Source organism: Lysinibacillus sp. COL-1, from assembly GCF_059814265.1.
The window spans coordinates 3,421,142-3,434,314 of record NZ_JCAWSJ010000004.1; the positions used below are offsets into that span (position 1 = coordinate 3,421,142).

The following is a 13,173-nucleotide window of genomic DNA, read 5'->3' on the forward strand; positions in this document are numbered from 1 at the left end:
AAAGAAGCCTTCATTTTAAGAAGACTTCTTTCACAAATTTTTTATTGTAATAATTTTCGTCTCAGCAATTTATCCGCACCATTTCGCGGAAGACTGTCTGTAATAATAATTTCTTTAGGTACTTTATATTTAGCAAGTTTCTGTAAACAAAAGGCTTGGAGCTGCTCAACAGATGCCTGCTCATGTAACACGATAAAGGCAATCGGAACCTGTCCCCATTGCTCATCTGCCACACCACATACCCCCGCTTCTTTGACAGCAGGATGTGTGAGTAACACATTTTCTATTTCTGCAGGATAAATATTTTCTCCCCCTGAAATAATTAAATCTGCTCTACGATCAATGACGAATAAATAACCTCCCTTATCGATATAACCAATATCACCCGTATGCAACCAGCCATCCATCGTTGCATCTTTTTGTGCAAAACGTCCAATATAGCCAGGAGTAACATGAGGCCCTCGAATACAAATTTCTCCCTCACCTTTCGCATTGGGCTGCGCAATCTTTATTTGATTAAAAAATAAAGGCTTGCCAGCAGAACCAATTTTTCGCATGGCATCTTCACTTGCCAATGTAGCTGTTTGTGAGGAAGTTTCTGTCATGCCATAGGTTTGGGCGACAGCTAAGTTTAACGCATGTGCTCTCACTAAATAATCAACGGGCACTGGCCCACCTCCAGCTAACATCAACTTAAAGTGTGGCGAAGCTTTGGTATTATGCTGCTCTAACGTATGTAGAATCCGTTCCAATGTCACTGCTACAACAGACATATGAGTTACTTCCCCAGCTATAATATGTTGTGAGATAGCCTCTACATCAAATTGATCGTATAAAACAACCTGATTGCCATACAGCAGTGAACGTACTAATATTGAAAATCCACTAATATGGAATAATGGTACAGCACATAACCAAACATCCTGAGCCTGTAGTCCAATGTTTAAAACGGAGGCAGTCGCACTCGCCTGATGATTCCCAACCGTTTGGCGAACTCCCTTTGGAAAGCCAGTAGTACCCGATGTATACATGATCGTTGTAGTTTGATGTAAAGGCCACTCCTTTTCAATATCTACGGTGCGCTCGACTCCCTCTTCAATCGTTGAAAATAAATGATGACCTGTTTCAGGTGGCAACTTTGCTATATCCTCATCTGCAATCAACACGCACACCGCTCCTGAATCCTCTAGCTGATAAGCCAGTTCATCCTGTGATAGTCTACGATTAAGCATCACCATCTCACATTGTAAATGCATACAAGCATACATCACAATAACTAGTTCAGGCTTACTTGGCCCCATAATCGCAATTCGGTCTCCCCGTTGAATACCGAGTGCCACTAATTGTCGGGCACGTTTTATAGATAAATCCTGTAGTTCCTGAAAAGTCCAGCTTTGTTTTTTATAAGCCAATGCCTTCCGTAATGGTGTTAAATAGGCTCGTTGTAAAATCCAATTTGGATACATCTTTGTCACTCCAATCACCCTACATCTTAACGCTTTCCCATCAACTTTGTCTATTAGTCGATGGTCTTTCTCGCCCTTTTGTATGTCTATCTGTTCCGCTAATCGCTCTATCCTTCACATTTTAAGTTTTATCCACCATTTTGAGCGTTCTATCCATCTCTTTTATTATAAGTACTACTCTATCCCTCACATCTTGAATTCTATCCACCACTTTTGATGTTTTATCAACCTCTTTTTGCATTTTATCCTCCAATTTGAGCGCTCTATCCTTCTCTCTTTTTCAAAGTACTGCTCTATCCCCCACATTTTGAGTTCTATCCAACACTTTTTACGTTTTATCAACCTCTTTTTGCATTCTATCCACTATTTTGAGCGTTCTATCCATCTCTTTTTCAAAGTACTACTCTATCCCTCACACCTTGAGTTCTATCCAACACTTTTGATGTTTTATCAACCTCTTTTTGCATTCTATCCACTATTTTGAGCGTTCTATCCATCTCTTTTTCAAAGTATTACTCTATCCCTCACACCTTGAGTTCTATCCAACACTTTGTGCATTTTATCCATCAATTTGAGCGTTCTATCCACCTCTCTTTTTCAAAGTACTACTCTATCCCTCACACCTTGAGTTCTATCCAACACTTTTGATGTTTTATCAACCTCTTTTTGCATTCTATCCACCATTTTGAGCGTTCTATCCATCTCTTTTATTATAAGTACTACTCTATCCCTCACATTTTGATTTCTATCCGCAACTTCGAGCGTTCTATCCACCACACTCCTCCTGCATGCATACAAAAAGCTCGTATCTCCAAAAAGATACGAGCTTTACACCCTTTCATCATCAAGGGAATCTTGGGAATTGACCAAAGTCTGGTTGACGTTTTTCTTTGAATGCGTCGCGACCTTCTTTTGCTTCATCTGTAGTGTAGTAAAGAAGTGTAGCGTCACCAGCCATTTGTTGAAGACCTGCTAAGCCGTCAGTATCTGCATTCATCGCTGCTTTTAAGAAGCGTAGTGCAGTTGGTGACATTTGTAGCATTTCTTCACACCATTGAACGGTTTCATCTTCTAATTGCTCATAAGGAACAACTGTATTGACTAAGCCCATATCAAGTGCTTGTTGTGCATCGTATTGACGGCAAAGGTACCAAATTTCACGTGCCTTTTTATGTCCAATAATACGAGCAAGATAGCCTGAGCCGTAACCAGCATCAAATGAACCTACTTTTGGTCCAGTTTGTCCAAAACGGGCATTGTCAGCAGCAATTGTTAAGTCACAGACAACATGTAAAACATGTCCTCCACCAATTGCATAGCCTGCAACCATTGCCACTACAGGTTTTGGAATTACACGAATTAAACGTTGTAAATCAAGAACGTTTAGACGTGGGATTTCATCATCGCCTACGTAGCCACCATGACCGCGAACTTTTTGATCTCCGCCTGAGCAGAAAGCATGTTCACCTTCACCAGTTAAAATAATCACACCGATATTTTTGTCATCGCGTGCACGTGAGAATGCGTCAATCATTTCCATTACCGTTTTCGGGCGGAATGCATTGCGCACTTCTGGACGGTTAATCGTAATTTTTGCGATACCGTTATAGAATTCATACTTAATGTCTTCATAAGTATGTAATGTAGTCCATTGACGTGTCATTGAATTGCCTCCTATATCAATAAATTCGTCTCGTTACTAGCGAGGCGCTAACGTAACAGTATATTACGTTAAATACTCCTCTACTATTGTAGCAAATTCAGCGGGATTTTCCACATGAATTGCATGTCCAGCGTCATTTACTGTAAGATGGCTAACAGTATTTAATAGCGCTTTCATTTCTAGTGCAATTTTACAAAATTTCTCATCCAATGAACCAGTAATGAGTAGTACAGGTATTTCCACTTGCGCTAGGCTCTCCCAATTTGAAGGCTGAACACCTGTTCCAATACCTCTCAGGCTTCCAGCCAGTCCCTCTTCTTTCTGAGAAAGTCTTTCTGCTCGAATGGTTTCTCGTACGCTTCTAGGAAGACGATGCTGTGTTGCAAAAAGAGGTATGTTCTCCCAAGCATGGACAAATGATTGTAACCCATTTGCCATTATTTTTTGTGCCAGTACTTCATCTCGCTCACAGCGTTCCTTTCGTTCTTCTGCTGTTCGTAAACCTGGAGAAGCACTTTCTAAGATAAGCTGTTGAATATGACCTGGGTGTGCAATAGCATACGATAAGGCAATTCTTCCTCCCATTGAGTAACCTAACAACGTAAATTTCTCTAGATGAAGCTGGCAAAATAATTCTTCTAAATCTTGTAATTGTTCCTCCATGGAGAAACGCTGTATATCCTCTGGAATAGCTGTTTGACCATGACCAATTAAATCAATGGCAATAACACGAACATTAGGTAGAGCTTGCGCTAGATCGTGCCATGTAGCCGTGCTGCCTGTAAATCCATGTAACGCAACAAGTGTATGTTCACTATTGTCATTCCATATTTCAATATGCGTTTCAAGTCCTCGAATCATGCATTTTGTCATGCTTTTAGCTCCGCATTAATTCGATTCCATAGCGCTCGATGAGCATTAACATTTTCGGTTCTATCGGTAAATATTTCAACCAAACGTAAAGGATGATGTTGCTTTGTTGAAAATTTCTCTGAAAGCTCGGAGATTGTTTCCACACGCACATAGTCCATCTCATACATATGGGCAATGTCACGGAATTCAAGTGCAGTCGGTGTGCCAAATAAATCTTCATAATGATCTTCGACAGTTGACTGTGGTAAATAAGAAAAAATACCGCCACCATCATTATTCATGACAAGAATGGTTAAGTTACACTTCTGATATCTGGAGGCAATCAATCCATTTACATCATGTAAAAAGGCTAAATCCCCAATCAGCAAATAGGTTTCTCGTTTATTTCCTTGACTGAAGCCCATCGCGGTTGATACTACGCCATCGATTCCATTCGTGCCTCGATTGGCAAAAATACGCAAATCTTTCGGTGTGGCCAATAAAAATGTATCGATATCACGCACTGGCATACTGCTACTAACGAAGATATCACTACCGTCAGGAATCATTTTAAGTAAACGGCTAACTATAGCGCCTTCATCTTTCTCTACTTCTGAATACTGCTCAATAGAAATGGATGCCAGCTCATTCGCATTTTGCCATTTGGCTAAGTATGTTTCTTCAAGGGCTGTATCATTGATAGCTAATTGTGTTAGCCACTGACCGATAGTAGCATGAATAAAATGCGTAGATACGCCCGTAGCATCTCTAAACATAGGATCTTCATCAATAATCACATAAGCGTTTGGCTGTGATTTTGTGATGAATTGCATAATAAATTTTGAGACAGGTTGGGCCCCAATACGTAATACTGTATCTGGTTGAACAAGTGCTTTAAAATCCTCGCTTTTCATAATGGCATCATAGGTTGTTACGATATATGGTAAACAATCCTCTGGTACAGATGCACGCATATTCGATAAGCTTTCAACAAGGACTGGCCACTTGAGCTGACGGACAAATTCCCAAACGATGGATAAGTCCGTGCCAAGCGCTAATTCCCCAATTATAATAAAGCCTCTTTTAGTCAATTGTAGTATAGAGGAAAGCTCCTGCTGATTAGCCAACGTTGGGGTTAGTTGTCCCATACTGCTATGTTTGAATGTTACTGTTGGCAGTTCATGCTGTAAATCAATTAATAATGGTTCGCGGAAAGGTACATTAATATGTACTGGTCCAAATGGTGCACTTGTGGCAATCGCTACCGCACGAGCAAGGTGACGCTCAATCAAAGGTAATGTCGGATCAGCCCCATCTGCTAACGGAAAATCTACACTCCATTTCACATGTGAACCATATAAATTAAGCTGATTGATAGCCTGTGGTGCACCTACCTCACGTAATTCATGAGGGCGATCTGCCGTTAAGACAATCAATGGAACTCGTGCATAGCTTGCTTCTACAATCGCAGGAAAATAGTTTGCTGCTGCTGTACCAGATGTACATAAGAGGACAACAGGCTTAGCAGTAGCCTTAGCCAGGCCTAACGCAAAAAATGCAGCTGAGCGTTCATCTACTTGACGATACATGTTTACTTCTTTCGTTGAAGCAACTGCATAGGCAAGAGGAGTGGAACGTGAGCCTGGACTGACGACAACATTTTCTACACCGGCTTGTACTAACGATGCAACCATTTTATAAACATAATCTGTTAATCTTTTTCGTTCACTCATGTAATCGTCCCCCTAGCGCACGAAGCATTGGACGGAATTTCACTAATGTTTCTTCATATTCAGATTGTGGTTCTGAATCTGCTACGATCCCTCCACCTGCATATAAATAAGCTTTATCACTTAGTAACGCAGCTGAACGTATCGCAACTGCAAATTCACCATTACCTTCAGCATCTAGCCAGCCAATTGGCGCGGCATACAGACCACGATTCATCGGCTCATACTTACGAATGGCTGCCAATGCTTCTTTGCGTGGTACACCACCTAAAGCTGGTGTAGGATGTAATGATTTTGTTAATTGTAAAATTGTAGCATTTTGATTTAACTGACCTTCTACAGGTGTATATAGATGTTGAATATCACGAATTTTTAATAGGCGTGGTCTATCTGGCACTGTCATGTCCACGCAATTTTTACGGAAAGTATCCACAATCATATCGACAACATATTGATGTTCACCACTATTTTTCGGATCATTTAATAAACTTTGTCCATAAGTCTCATCTTCCTCTGCCGTCTTGCCTCGTTTAATCGAGCCAGCAATGCAAGAAGAAAACGCACGACCCTCTTCTACTTTTACAAGGCGTTCAGGTGATGCACCAAAAAACAATAAATCTTTATGCTCTAAACCGAATAAATAGCTTTCTGGCTGCTCATGAATAATTTGAGAGAGTACTTGTGGTGCAGATACATCCTCTTTAAATTGCAATGCAAGTGAGCGTGCAATAACTACTTTATCCGCTTTTTTCTGTTTGATTAATGCTGTCACTTGGTCAATCGAGGCTAAATAAGGTTCCTTATAGGGTTCGAAATAATTTGTGATATCAGGTTTTGTATACGTTTTCACTTCTTTAACCTGGGCTGCATGAATTAAATGATCTCGCTCTTTTCTCAATACTTCTAGCTGATCTTCAGCCTGATGATTTTGTGTCAACAGATGAATACTCACGTATGCTTTATCATCACGAATCACAAGTTGAAATGTTGCTAATGCAAAATAAGCCTCAGGAAAATCCGTCCATTCTCCATCAACATTATTTTGCGGATCAAATGTAAAACCACCAAACAAAATAGGCTGTAACTCACTTTGTCCTTTTGGACAGTTTTTCGTTAAGTTTTTCCATTCTGCTTCCACAGCATCGAAACGTTCATGTTGAGCATTGTTTTGAATAGTATGAGCATGTCCTAGCCCAACTAATGTCATTGTTTTTTCTCTATTTTGCCAATAAAATCGTTCACCTTTATAACACTCTTCGCCTGCTGCATAGAACGCCAGTGCAGATAAGCGACTTACTTCAATTGTTTCCATATAAAAATGAAGGCTTTGGCCCAAAGAGTCCACTTCTACCTCTGTGGATTGGTACCACTTCTGTTGCATGAAAATTACCTCCGTTGCTGCAATGTTCATAATCAATGATGATTAAAATACATCATTTTTTTGGTTGGCAACACTGTTATTCGTACTGTTGCTAATCATTCTTATTTATTTTCAGTTCATAAATGCATGTTCTATTGTATCATTTTTTTTCATTAAACAGTATGTAATAAGCTGTGAACCTACCCATTTTCTCATTCTTCGTTTAAAATAAGAAGAGTCGACAACATTTGAAGGAGAGAAAGACCTTATGACCAAAGTCATTGAAGCTGATAGGGGTTTGAAAGTTTGGTGGCATTTAACACGTCCACATACTTTAACCGCTTCATTTGTTCCCGTATTTCTTGGGACAGCAATTGCTCTAGCAATTGAAAAAGAAGCAATTGATTTTGGACTATTTTTTGCTATGCTCATTGCAAGTATGCTTATTCAAGCAGCAACGAATATGTTCAATGAATATTATGATTACAAATTAGGATTAGATAACGAGCATTCTGTGGGAATTGGCGGAACGATTGTCCGTCATGGTGTACAGCCGAAAACAATTATGTTGATTGCGTTAAGCTTCTATGCCATTGCTATGCTTCTTGGCATTTACATATGTGCCTCAACATCTTGGTGGTTAGCAGCTGTAGGGCTTGTTTGTATGCTTATTGGTTTCTTATATACAGGTGGACCTTATCCAATCGCCTATTCCCCATTTGGAGAAATTGTTTCTGGGGCAGTAATGGGCATGGGCATTGTGTTAATCGCCTTCTATATTCAAACGCTTACAGTGACACTCGATGCTGTATTGCTGTCTGTGCCAAGCATGATTTTAGTCGGTGCTATTATGTTATCGAACAATATCCGTGATATTGTTGGCGATACAGAAGGTGGACGAAAAACATTGGCTATTTTAGTAGGACGCGATAATGCGATTTCTGTGTTATCTGGCTTTTTTATCGTCTCGTATTTATGGGTAATCGCCCTTGTAGCAGTTGATGGCATTACTTTTTGGGCATTAATTATTTTCCTAAGTATTCCAAAACCATTACGTGCTATTCAAATTTTCCGAGACAAAAAAGAAGCTAAAGAAGTAATGCCTGCGATGAAATATACAGCACAAACGAATACATTCTTCGGCTTCCTATTAGGAATCGGTTTATTAATTTATTATTTCTTTTATTAAAAATGCGGCAGCCTTAACGGGTTGCTGCTTTTTTTATATAACGTCTGAAATTTTGACTTGCGATACCATGCACTTCTTCGGCTGAAAAACGTGAGCGTAGTGCCTCTACTAAATTTTGTGCTTCTCCTGCATGCGCTAAGCCTTTGACAGTCCTATCAATCCCATCGAAATCTGAACCTAACCCTATGTGCTCGACACCTACTAATTTTGCTAAATGCTCCACATGATCCACTAAATGTTCTAGTGTTGCATCTTTACCAATGAAGGGTGGGAAGTAAACTACATGGATATGTCCCCCATGTTCTACAAGCGCCTTTGCTTGGGCATCCGTTAAATTACGTGGGTGGTCACATAGTGTACGTGCATTACTATGACTTGCAAGAATATGCTTCGCTAAAGGCAACACGTCCCAAAAGCTTTGTTCATTCAGATGAGAGACATCAATAATAATATCTCGCTCATTTAGTAATTGTATAACTTCTTGACCAAACGGCTTCAATCCTAAACTTGCATCCTGTTCAGCTCCATGTGCAACAGCATTTTCTTCATTCCATGTTAAGCCTACTAATTTTACACCAGCATCTAGTACGGCTGTCAGTTTTGCTAAATCATCACCAATGGCATTGCAGCCCTCTAAGCTTAAAATAGCTCCTATCTCATGTGGAGCTATTCGGTCTAACTGCACCCAATCTGTTATATGCACCATGCCCTCTGTTTGTAAAACATGGGTATGAAATGCTTCAATTTGGCGCATGACCTCAAGAAATTGCAGATTTTGTGGGATTTCTGGGTCAATAAAGATGGCGAATACTTGAGCCTCTATTTGCCCTAATTGCAGTCTTTTTTGATTGGTATGAAGACGCTCATCCTCTGCAAAATTTGCCGTTTCAAGAGTTGTTAATTTTAAAAGCGCATCACAATGTAAATCAATAATCTTCATATCCTCACCTCTACAGCTATTATACTGCTTTCACGAGGAAAAACTTACTAAATTTTATCTTGCGGTGTATCGGAAGAGCCAAATTCCTCAAGTTCAATAAAATCATCAGATCTTGGTGTTGAAGATAGTACATCTTCTTCCACCGGTCGTAAATTTTCTTCTTTCTGTTCTGCATGCTCCACGCATGTCAGAGCTTGCGGCATAGCCTCTAAACGTCCTAATGGAATGTCTTCACCACAGACCACACATTTACCATAGGTTCCGTCTGCCATTGCTTGAAGAGTTTTTTTAATTTCCTCCGCATTGTCGCCAAGATGCTCATCCATAGCCATTTCTGTTAGCTGATCCGTTAAATCACTCGCATTATCAGCAGGATGATTATCATAATTAGATAGCTCTGTCGCTTGGGGACGCTCTGATTCCTCTAATCGTCGTTCAATTTCTTGCAATTCTTGCTCTAGTTGTCTTTTTAATTGTTGCATTATTTGTTGATCCAAAAAAATCTCCTCCTCATGCCTTCATTTTTTCCTAATTTACGATTTCTAAAACATGTCAGCATAAGGAAGACCTATTTATTTACTCGTGTAAGCTATGATTGCATCGTGTAAAAATTGTGCAGTTCCCTTTGCACCTCGCTCATCATAATAAGCCGTAAATCGTTCGTCAGCTATATACATTTGTGCAAGTCCTGCATGGGCCTCTTGAGAATATTCATTCCATGTAAAGCTTAGCCAGCGTTTATGCAATTCTGCCACTTCCATCGCAATGTCACTTGTAGGATTCCCGAGCTCCATAGCCTCTGCTAACCGCTCAAACATTTGCTGTTCTAGCTCTTGCATCGCCTGATATTGTTGCTCTGTCATATTCATAAGCTTAGCATTCGAAGCATCCACTGTGCCTTCTCCATATTTCGCACGAATTTCTTGTCCGTATTGCTTTTCATTATATTCGATTAACCTTTCTTTAAAACCTTTAAATTTTTCTTCATTGGACATCGGTTGTTCCCCCTCAATGGATTGTATTGTTTTTTCTACCGTCTGTAAGATTGTTACAAGCTGTTCCTGGCGTTGAAGCAAAGCTGCTCTATGTGTTTTTAGCGCCTCTGCATGTTGAAAATTTGGCGCCTTAATAATCGCTTGAATCGTCGCAAGTTTCATATCTAATGCACGATAAAATAAAATCTGCTGTAGCATATCGACCTCCAATTGGCCATAGAATCGATACCCTGCCTCATTTGTTCTGGCTGGCTTCAGCAACCCAATTTCATCATAATAACGCAATGTTCTCGTGCTAACACCCGACAATTGAGAAAGCTCCTGAATGGAATATTCCATGTGCTCACCTCCTCTAATGCTACTGTAAACTTTGACGCAACGTTAAGGTCAAGACAAAATAAAAAATATTAATCGAACTATAATCATCCTTTCAGAATATATAATTCCATAAAAATCTATAATCTGAGTTTTTATACACCGATATGAATAATAAATATTTCACAGGAACGTGATAGGATGAAGTGCCCAAATTGTCACCATAAGAGTCATACAAAACAAGTACTAACTTTGCCTTCTCCATCCCTCTTTACAGTATGCTTGACCAATTTGGATGGATTGCTAAGCCACTTTCAGCAAATGAAGTTCGTGCTGTTGCGAATGTTTATGAAAACAGTCAACTATCTATTATTGAAACAGAATCCACTAACGAAGCAGACGCTATACTAGCTGGTCAATTCGTGTAAGCATTCCGTTTGTATTATGAGATGGCACTCAATGAGGGTGATTTTTATTGGATTGCTGATATGCTTGCACTTGGCAGTTCAGCTTATCAAAAATTAGAGAAATATAGTAATGAAATTACATATTACTTCTATTTAAAACAATGGGGTATAAGATGTACAATTTTCAAATGGTCAATACTATGTGGATATGAACGAAACGTGTGATTTTTATGATGCACAAGAAAATTATCAATTCTATGATTGCTATAAGACCTATACTGTTACAATAGATGATTATGGTGCTTTTAAAATTGCCCATATTACTATTCACTAATAAGGTCTTTTACAATCGTAAAATAAGCAAGGAAAAAATAAACTATCGCGAGATACTCTTATTTCGCAATAGTTCGTTTCTTCTGCATTGTTTTGGTAGTTTAAAAATGATCCAGCTATCTTACTGTTCATTGATTCGCATATTTCCCATGCCACACTATGTGATGATAATTCTTTTTATCTGTGTCGCCCTCTGTATTAATAAACAACACCCTCGCATGTTCGTCTAGCTGTAGGTCGAGTATTAAATCTTTGTAGTGTTCATTAGTCATTAATTCATAAAAGCAACCAAACGGAGCCGCTCCTGATTCTCCTGCTATAATACGTGAGTCTGAAGCCAATGGATTTGCAAGAACGCGCATTCCTGTTGCTGCTATTTCTTCCCCACAGGAGATGCTTATTTTTATATGGGCTTTTAAAAGTTGCCAAGCCTGTGGATTAGGTTCACCGCAAGCAAGGCCCGCCATTATGGTTTTCATCTCTCCACCAACAGTTACATATTGCTCAGTACCTGCCTTAAAGCTCTCATAATAACAATTAGCAACATGTGGCTCAACTAACACAAATGTAATATCCTGCTCATAATATTGTTGTAAAAAAGCTACTACTGCCCCTGCAAATGACCCAACACCAGCTTGTAAAAATACATGTGTCGGAGCTTGCTGCATCTGTTCAACGATTTCATGTACAAGTGTTGTGTAGCCTTGCATAATCCATAATGGTATTTCTTCGTAGCCATCCCACATCGTATCCTGAATCAGGACCCAGCCATTTTCTTGTGCTAGCTGCGAGGAATAACGCACGGTTTCATCATAATTCATTGTCGTTATTTCAGCATAGGCTCCTTCTTTTTTAATATGCTGTAAACGTTCATCGGCACTGCCAGCTGGCATATATATTCGCGCTTGATACCCCAGTTCACGAGCCGCCCATGCCACACCACGACCATGGTTACCATCTGTTGTTGAAATAAAGGTTAAATTACCTATCTGCGCTTTTACTTCTGATGATTTTAATTGTTCAAACGATAGTTCCTCTATATTTTTCTGGAGTCTATTGGCAACATACTGCGCAATTGCATAAACTCCGCCTAATACTTTAAATGCGTTTAAGCCAAATCGATAGGATTCGTCTTTTACCAAAATTTTTTCTACACCCATCCATGAAGCAAGTGAATCAAGATGATGGAGAGGTGTCTTTTCAAATTGCTCATATGTACGTAGAAATTGCCCCACTTTCTTTACTTGTTCCAATGTAAAATATGGCAGTAAAGCTGTTCCGTCATTTGCTTTATCCAGCTGATTGTGCACCCACTTTAATTTTTCATTCATTCCTATCCCTCCTTTATCATTAGCTTAGTCCATCTAGCTTCAAAATACAAAATTATACAATACAGAACTTACATTTGTCTAAGTTCCTTGTTATGCGTTTATGATCCCCTACGGAAAAGGGAGAAAAATTTCTTAACTTCCTATATAATTAACAAGCCTTCACAGATTCGATGTTCTGTGAAGGCTTCATTTTTATAGTAACTATGTTATCAAATCAATTAAAAAGTGCAGTAGATGTAATTCATCTACTGCACTTAGTATGACCCGTACGGGATTCGAACCCGTGTTACCGCCGTGAAAGGGCGGTGTCTTAACCACTTGACCAACGGGCCAATGGCGGAGAAGGAGGGATTTGAACCCTCGCGCCGGTTACCCGACCTACACCCTTAGCAGGGGCGCCTCTTCAGCCTCTTGAGTACTTCCCCACATAAAAATGGCTCCGAAGGCAGGACTCGAACCTGCGACAACCTGATTAACAGTCAGGTGCTACTACCAACTGAGCTACTTCGGAATAATAATGGGCCTAAATGGACTCGAACCATCGACCTCACGCTTATCAGGCGTGCGCTCTAACCAGCTGAGCTATAGGCCC

11 protein-coding genes and 4 tRNA genes are annotated in these 13,173 nt (G+C 39.7%); 1 reads left to right on the forward strand and 14 read right to left on the reverse strand.

Annotated features, from left to right (window positions below; all coding sequences use genetic code 11):
* Positions 1–41: 41 nt before the first annotated feature.
* From AC6BKE_RS25030 to AC6BKE_RS25055, 6 genes are all read right to left on the reverse strand, one after another.
* Complete coding sequence (locus AC6BKE_RS25030) at positions 42–1,466, reverse strand: o-succinylbenzoate--CoA ligase (protein ID WP_499858212.1); 1,425 nt, start codon at positions 1,464–1,466, stop codon at positions 42–44.
* 597 nt (positions 1,467–2,063) lie between these two features.
* On the reverse strand, positions 2,064–2,240 hold the full coding sequence (locus AC6BKE_RS25035; protein WP_499858213.1) for a hypothetical protein: 177 nt from the start codon (positions 2,238–2,240) through the stop codon (positions 2,064–2,066).
* Positions 2,241–2,310: 70 nt separating this feature from the next.
* The gene (menB, locus tag AC6BKE_RS25040) at positions 2,311–3,129 is read right to left on the reverse strand and encodes a 1,4-dihydroxy-2-naphthoyl-CoA synthase (RefSeq protein ID WP_036123154.1); all 819 of its coding nucleotides are present in this window, start codon (positions 3,127–3,129) and stop codon (positions 2,311–2,313) included.
* A gap of 63 nt (positions 3,130–3,192) precedes the next feature.
* The gene (menH, locus tag AC6BKE_RS25045; protein WP_089934524.1) at positions 3,193–4,002 is read right to left on the reverse strand and encodes a 2-succinyl-6-hydroxy-2,4-cyclohexadiene-1-carboxylate synthase; all 810 of its coding nucleotides are present in this window, start codon (positions 4,000–4,002) and stop codon (positions 3,193–3,195) included.
* Complete coding sequence (gene menD, locus AC6BKE_RS25050; protein ID WP_058845032.1) at positions 3,999–5,714, reverse strand: 2-succinyl-5-enolpyruvyl-6-hydroxy-3-cyclohexene-1-carboxylic-acid synthase; 1,716 nt, start codon at positions 5,712–5,714, stop codon at positions 3,999–4,001. The genes menH and menD overlap by 4 nt, the downstream gene beginning before the upstream one ends.
* Entirely contained in the window at positions 5,707–7,092 is a 1,386-nt protein-coding gene (locus AC6BKE_RS25055) for an isochorismate synthase (RefSeq protein ID WP_058845031.1), read from the reverse strand. The genes menD and AC6BKE_RS25055 overlap by 8 nt, the downstream gene beginning before the upstream one ends.
* 247 nt (positions 7,093–7,339) lie before the next feature.
* On the opposite strand from AC6BKE_RS25055, the gene AC6BKE_RS25060 reads away from it, so the two are divergent.
* Entirely contained in the window at positions 7,340–8,260 is a 921-nt protein-coding gene (locus AC6BKE_RS25060; protein WP_058845030.1) for a 1,4-dihydroxy-2-naphthoate polyprenyltransferase, read from the forward strand.
* A gap of 13 nt (positions 8,261–8,273) precedes the next feature.
* Here the strand turns inward: AC6BKE_RS25060 and AC6BKE_RS25065 are convergent, their stop codons facing one another.
* The 8 genes from AC6BKE_RS25065 to AC6BKE_RS25100 form a co-directional block, all read right to left on the reverse strand.
* Positions 8,274–9,200, reverse strand: a complete 927-nt coding sequence (locus AC6BKE_RS25065; RefSeq protein WP_499858214.1) for a dipeptidase — start codon at positions 9,198–9,200, stop codon at positions 8,274–8,276.
* 47 nt (positions 9,201–9,247) lie between these two features.
* Positions 9,248–9,697 (reverse strand): TraR/DksA C4-type zinc finger protein, encoded by a 450-nt coding sequence (locus tag AC6BKE_RS25070; protein ID WP_499858215.1) that lies wholly within the window; start codon positions 9,695–9,697, stop codon positions 9,248–9,250.
* A 75-nt stretch (positions 9,698–9,772) separates the two neighbouring features.
* On the reverse strand, positions 9,773–10,534 hold the full coding sequence (locus AC6BKE_RS25075) for a MerR family transcriptional regulator (RefSeq protein WP_499858216.1): 762 nt from the start codon (positions 10,532–10,534) through the stop codon (positions 9,773–9,775).
* 844 nt (positions 10,535–11,378) lie between these two features.
* Complete coding sequence (locus AC6BKE_RS25080; RefSeq protein ID WP_499858217.1) at positions 11,379–12,581, reverse strand: diaminopropionate ammonia-lyase; 1,203 nt, start codon at positions 12,579–12,581, stop codon at positions 11,379–11,381.
* Positions 12,582–12,841: 260 nt separating this feature from the next.
* Positions 12,842–12,913, reverse strand: a tRNA-Glu gene (locus AC6BKE_RS25085).
* A gap of 2 nt (positions 12,914–12,915) precedes the next feature.
* A tRNA-Ser gene (locus AC6BKE_RS25090) sits at positions 12,916–13,006 on the reverse strand.
* Positions 13,007–13,015: 9 nt separating this feature from the next.
* Positions 13,016–13,092 (reverse strand) — tRNA-Asn (locus AC6BKE_RS25095).
* A gap of 7 nt (positions 13,093–13,099) precedes the next feature.
* Positions 13,100–13,173 (reverse strand) — tRNA-Ile (locus AC6BKE_RS25100).

Excerpts from the sequence above, each read along its gene's own strand:
- AC6BKE_RS25030 (WP_499858212.1), bottom strand. The coding sequence starts at position 1,466 with ATGTATCCAAATTGGATTTTACAACGAGCCTATTTAACACCATTACGG.
- menB (WP_036123154.1), bottom strand. The coding sequence starts at position 3,129 with ATGACACGTCAATGGACTACATTACATACTTATGAAGACATTAAGTAT.
- menH (WP_089934524.1), bottom strand. The coding sequence starts at position 4,002 with ATGACAAAATGCATGATTCGAGGACTTGAAACGCATATTGAAATATGG.
- menD (WP_058845032.1), bottom strand. The coding sequence starts at position 5,714 with ATGAGTGAACGAAAAAGATTAACAGATTATGTTTATAAAATGGTTGCA.
- AC6BKE_RS25055 (WP_058845031.1), bottom strand. The coding sequence starts at position 7,092 with ATGCAACAGAAGTGGTACCAATCCACAGAGGTAGAAGTGGACTCTTTG.
- AC6BKE_RS25060 (WP_058845030.1), top strand. The coding sequence starts at position 7,340 with ATGACCAAAGTCATTGAAGCTGATAGGGGTTTGAAAGTTTGGTGGCAT.
- AC6BKE_RS25065 (WP_499858214.1), bottom strand. The coding sequence starts at position 9,200 with ATGAAGATTATTGATTTACATTGTGATGCGCTTTTAAAATTAACAACT.
- AC6BKE_RS25075 (WP_499858216.1), bottom strand. The coding sequence starts at position 10,534 with ATGGAATATTCCATTCAGGAGCTTTCTCAATTGTCGGGTGTTAGCACG.
- AC6BKE_RS25080 (WP_499858217.1), bottom strand. The coding sequence starts at position 12,581 with ATGAATGAAAAATTAAAGTGGGTGCACAATCAGCTGGATAAAGCAAAT.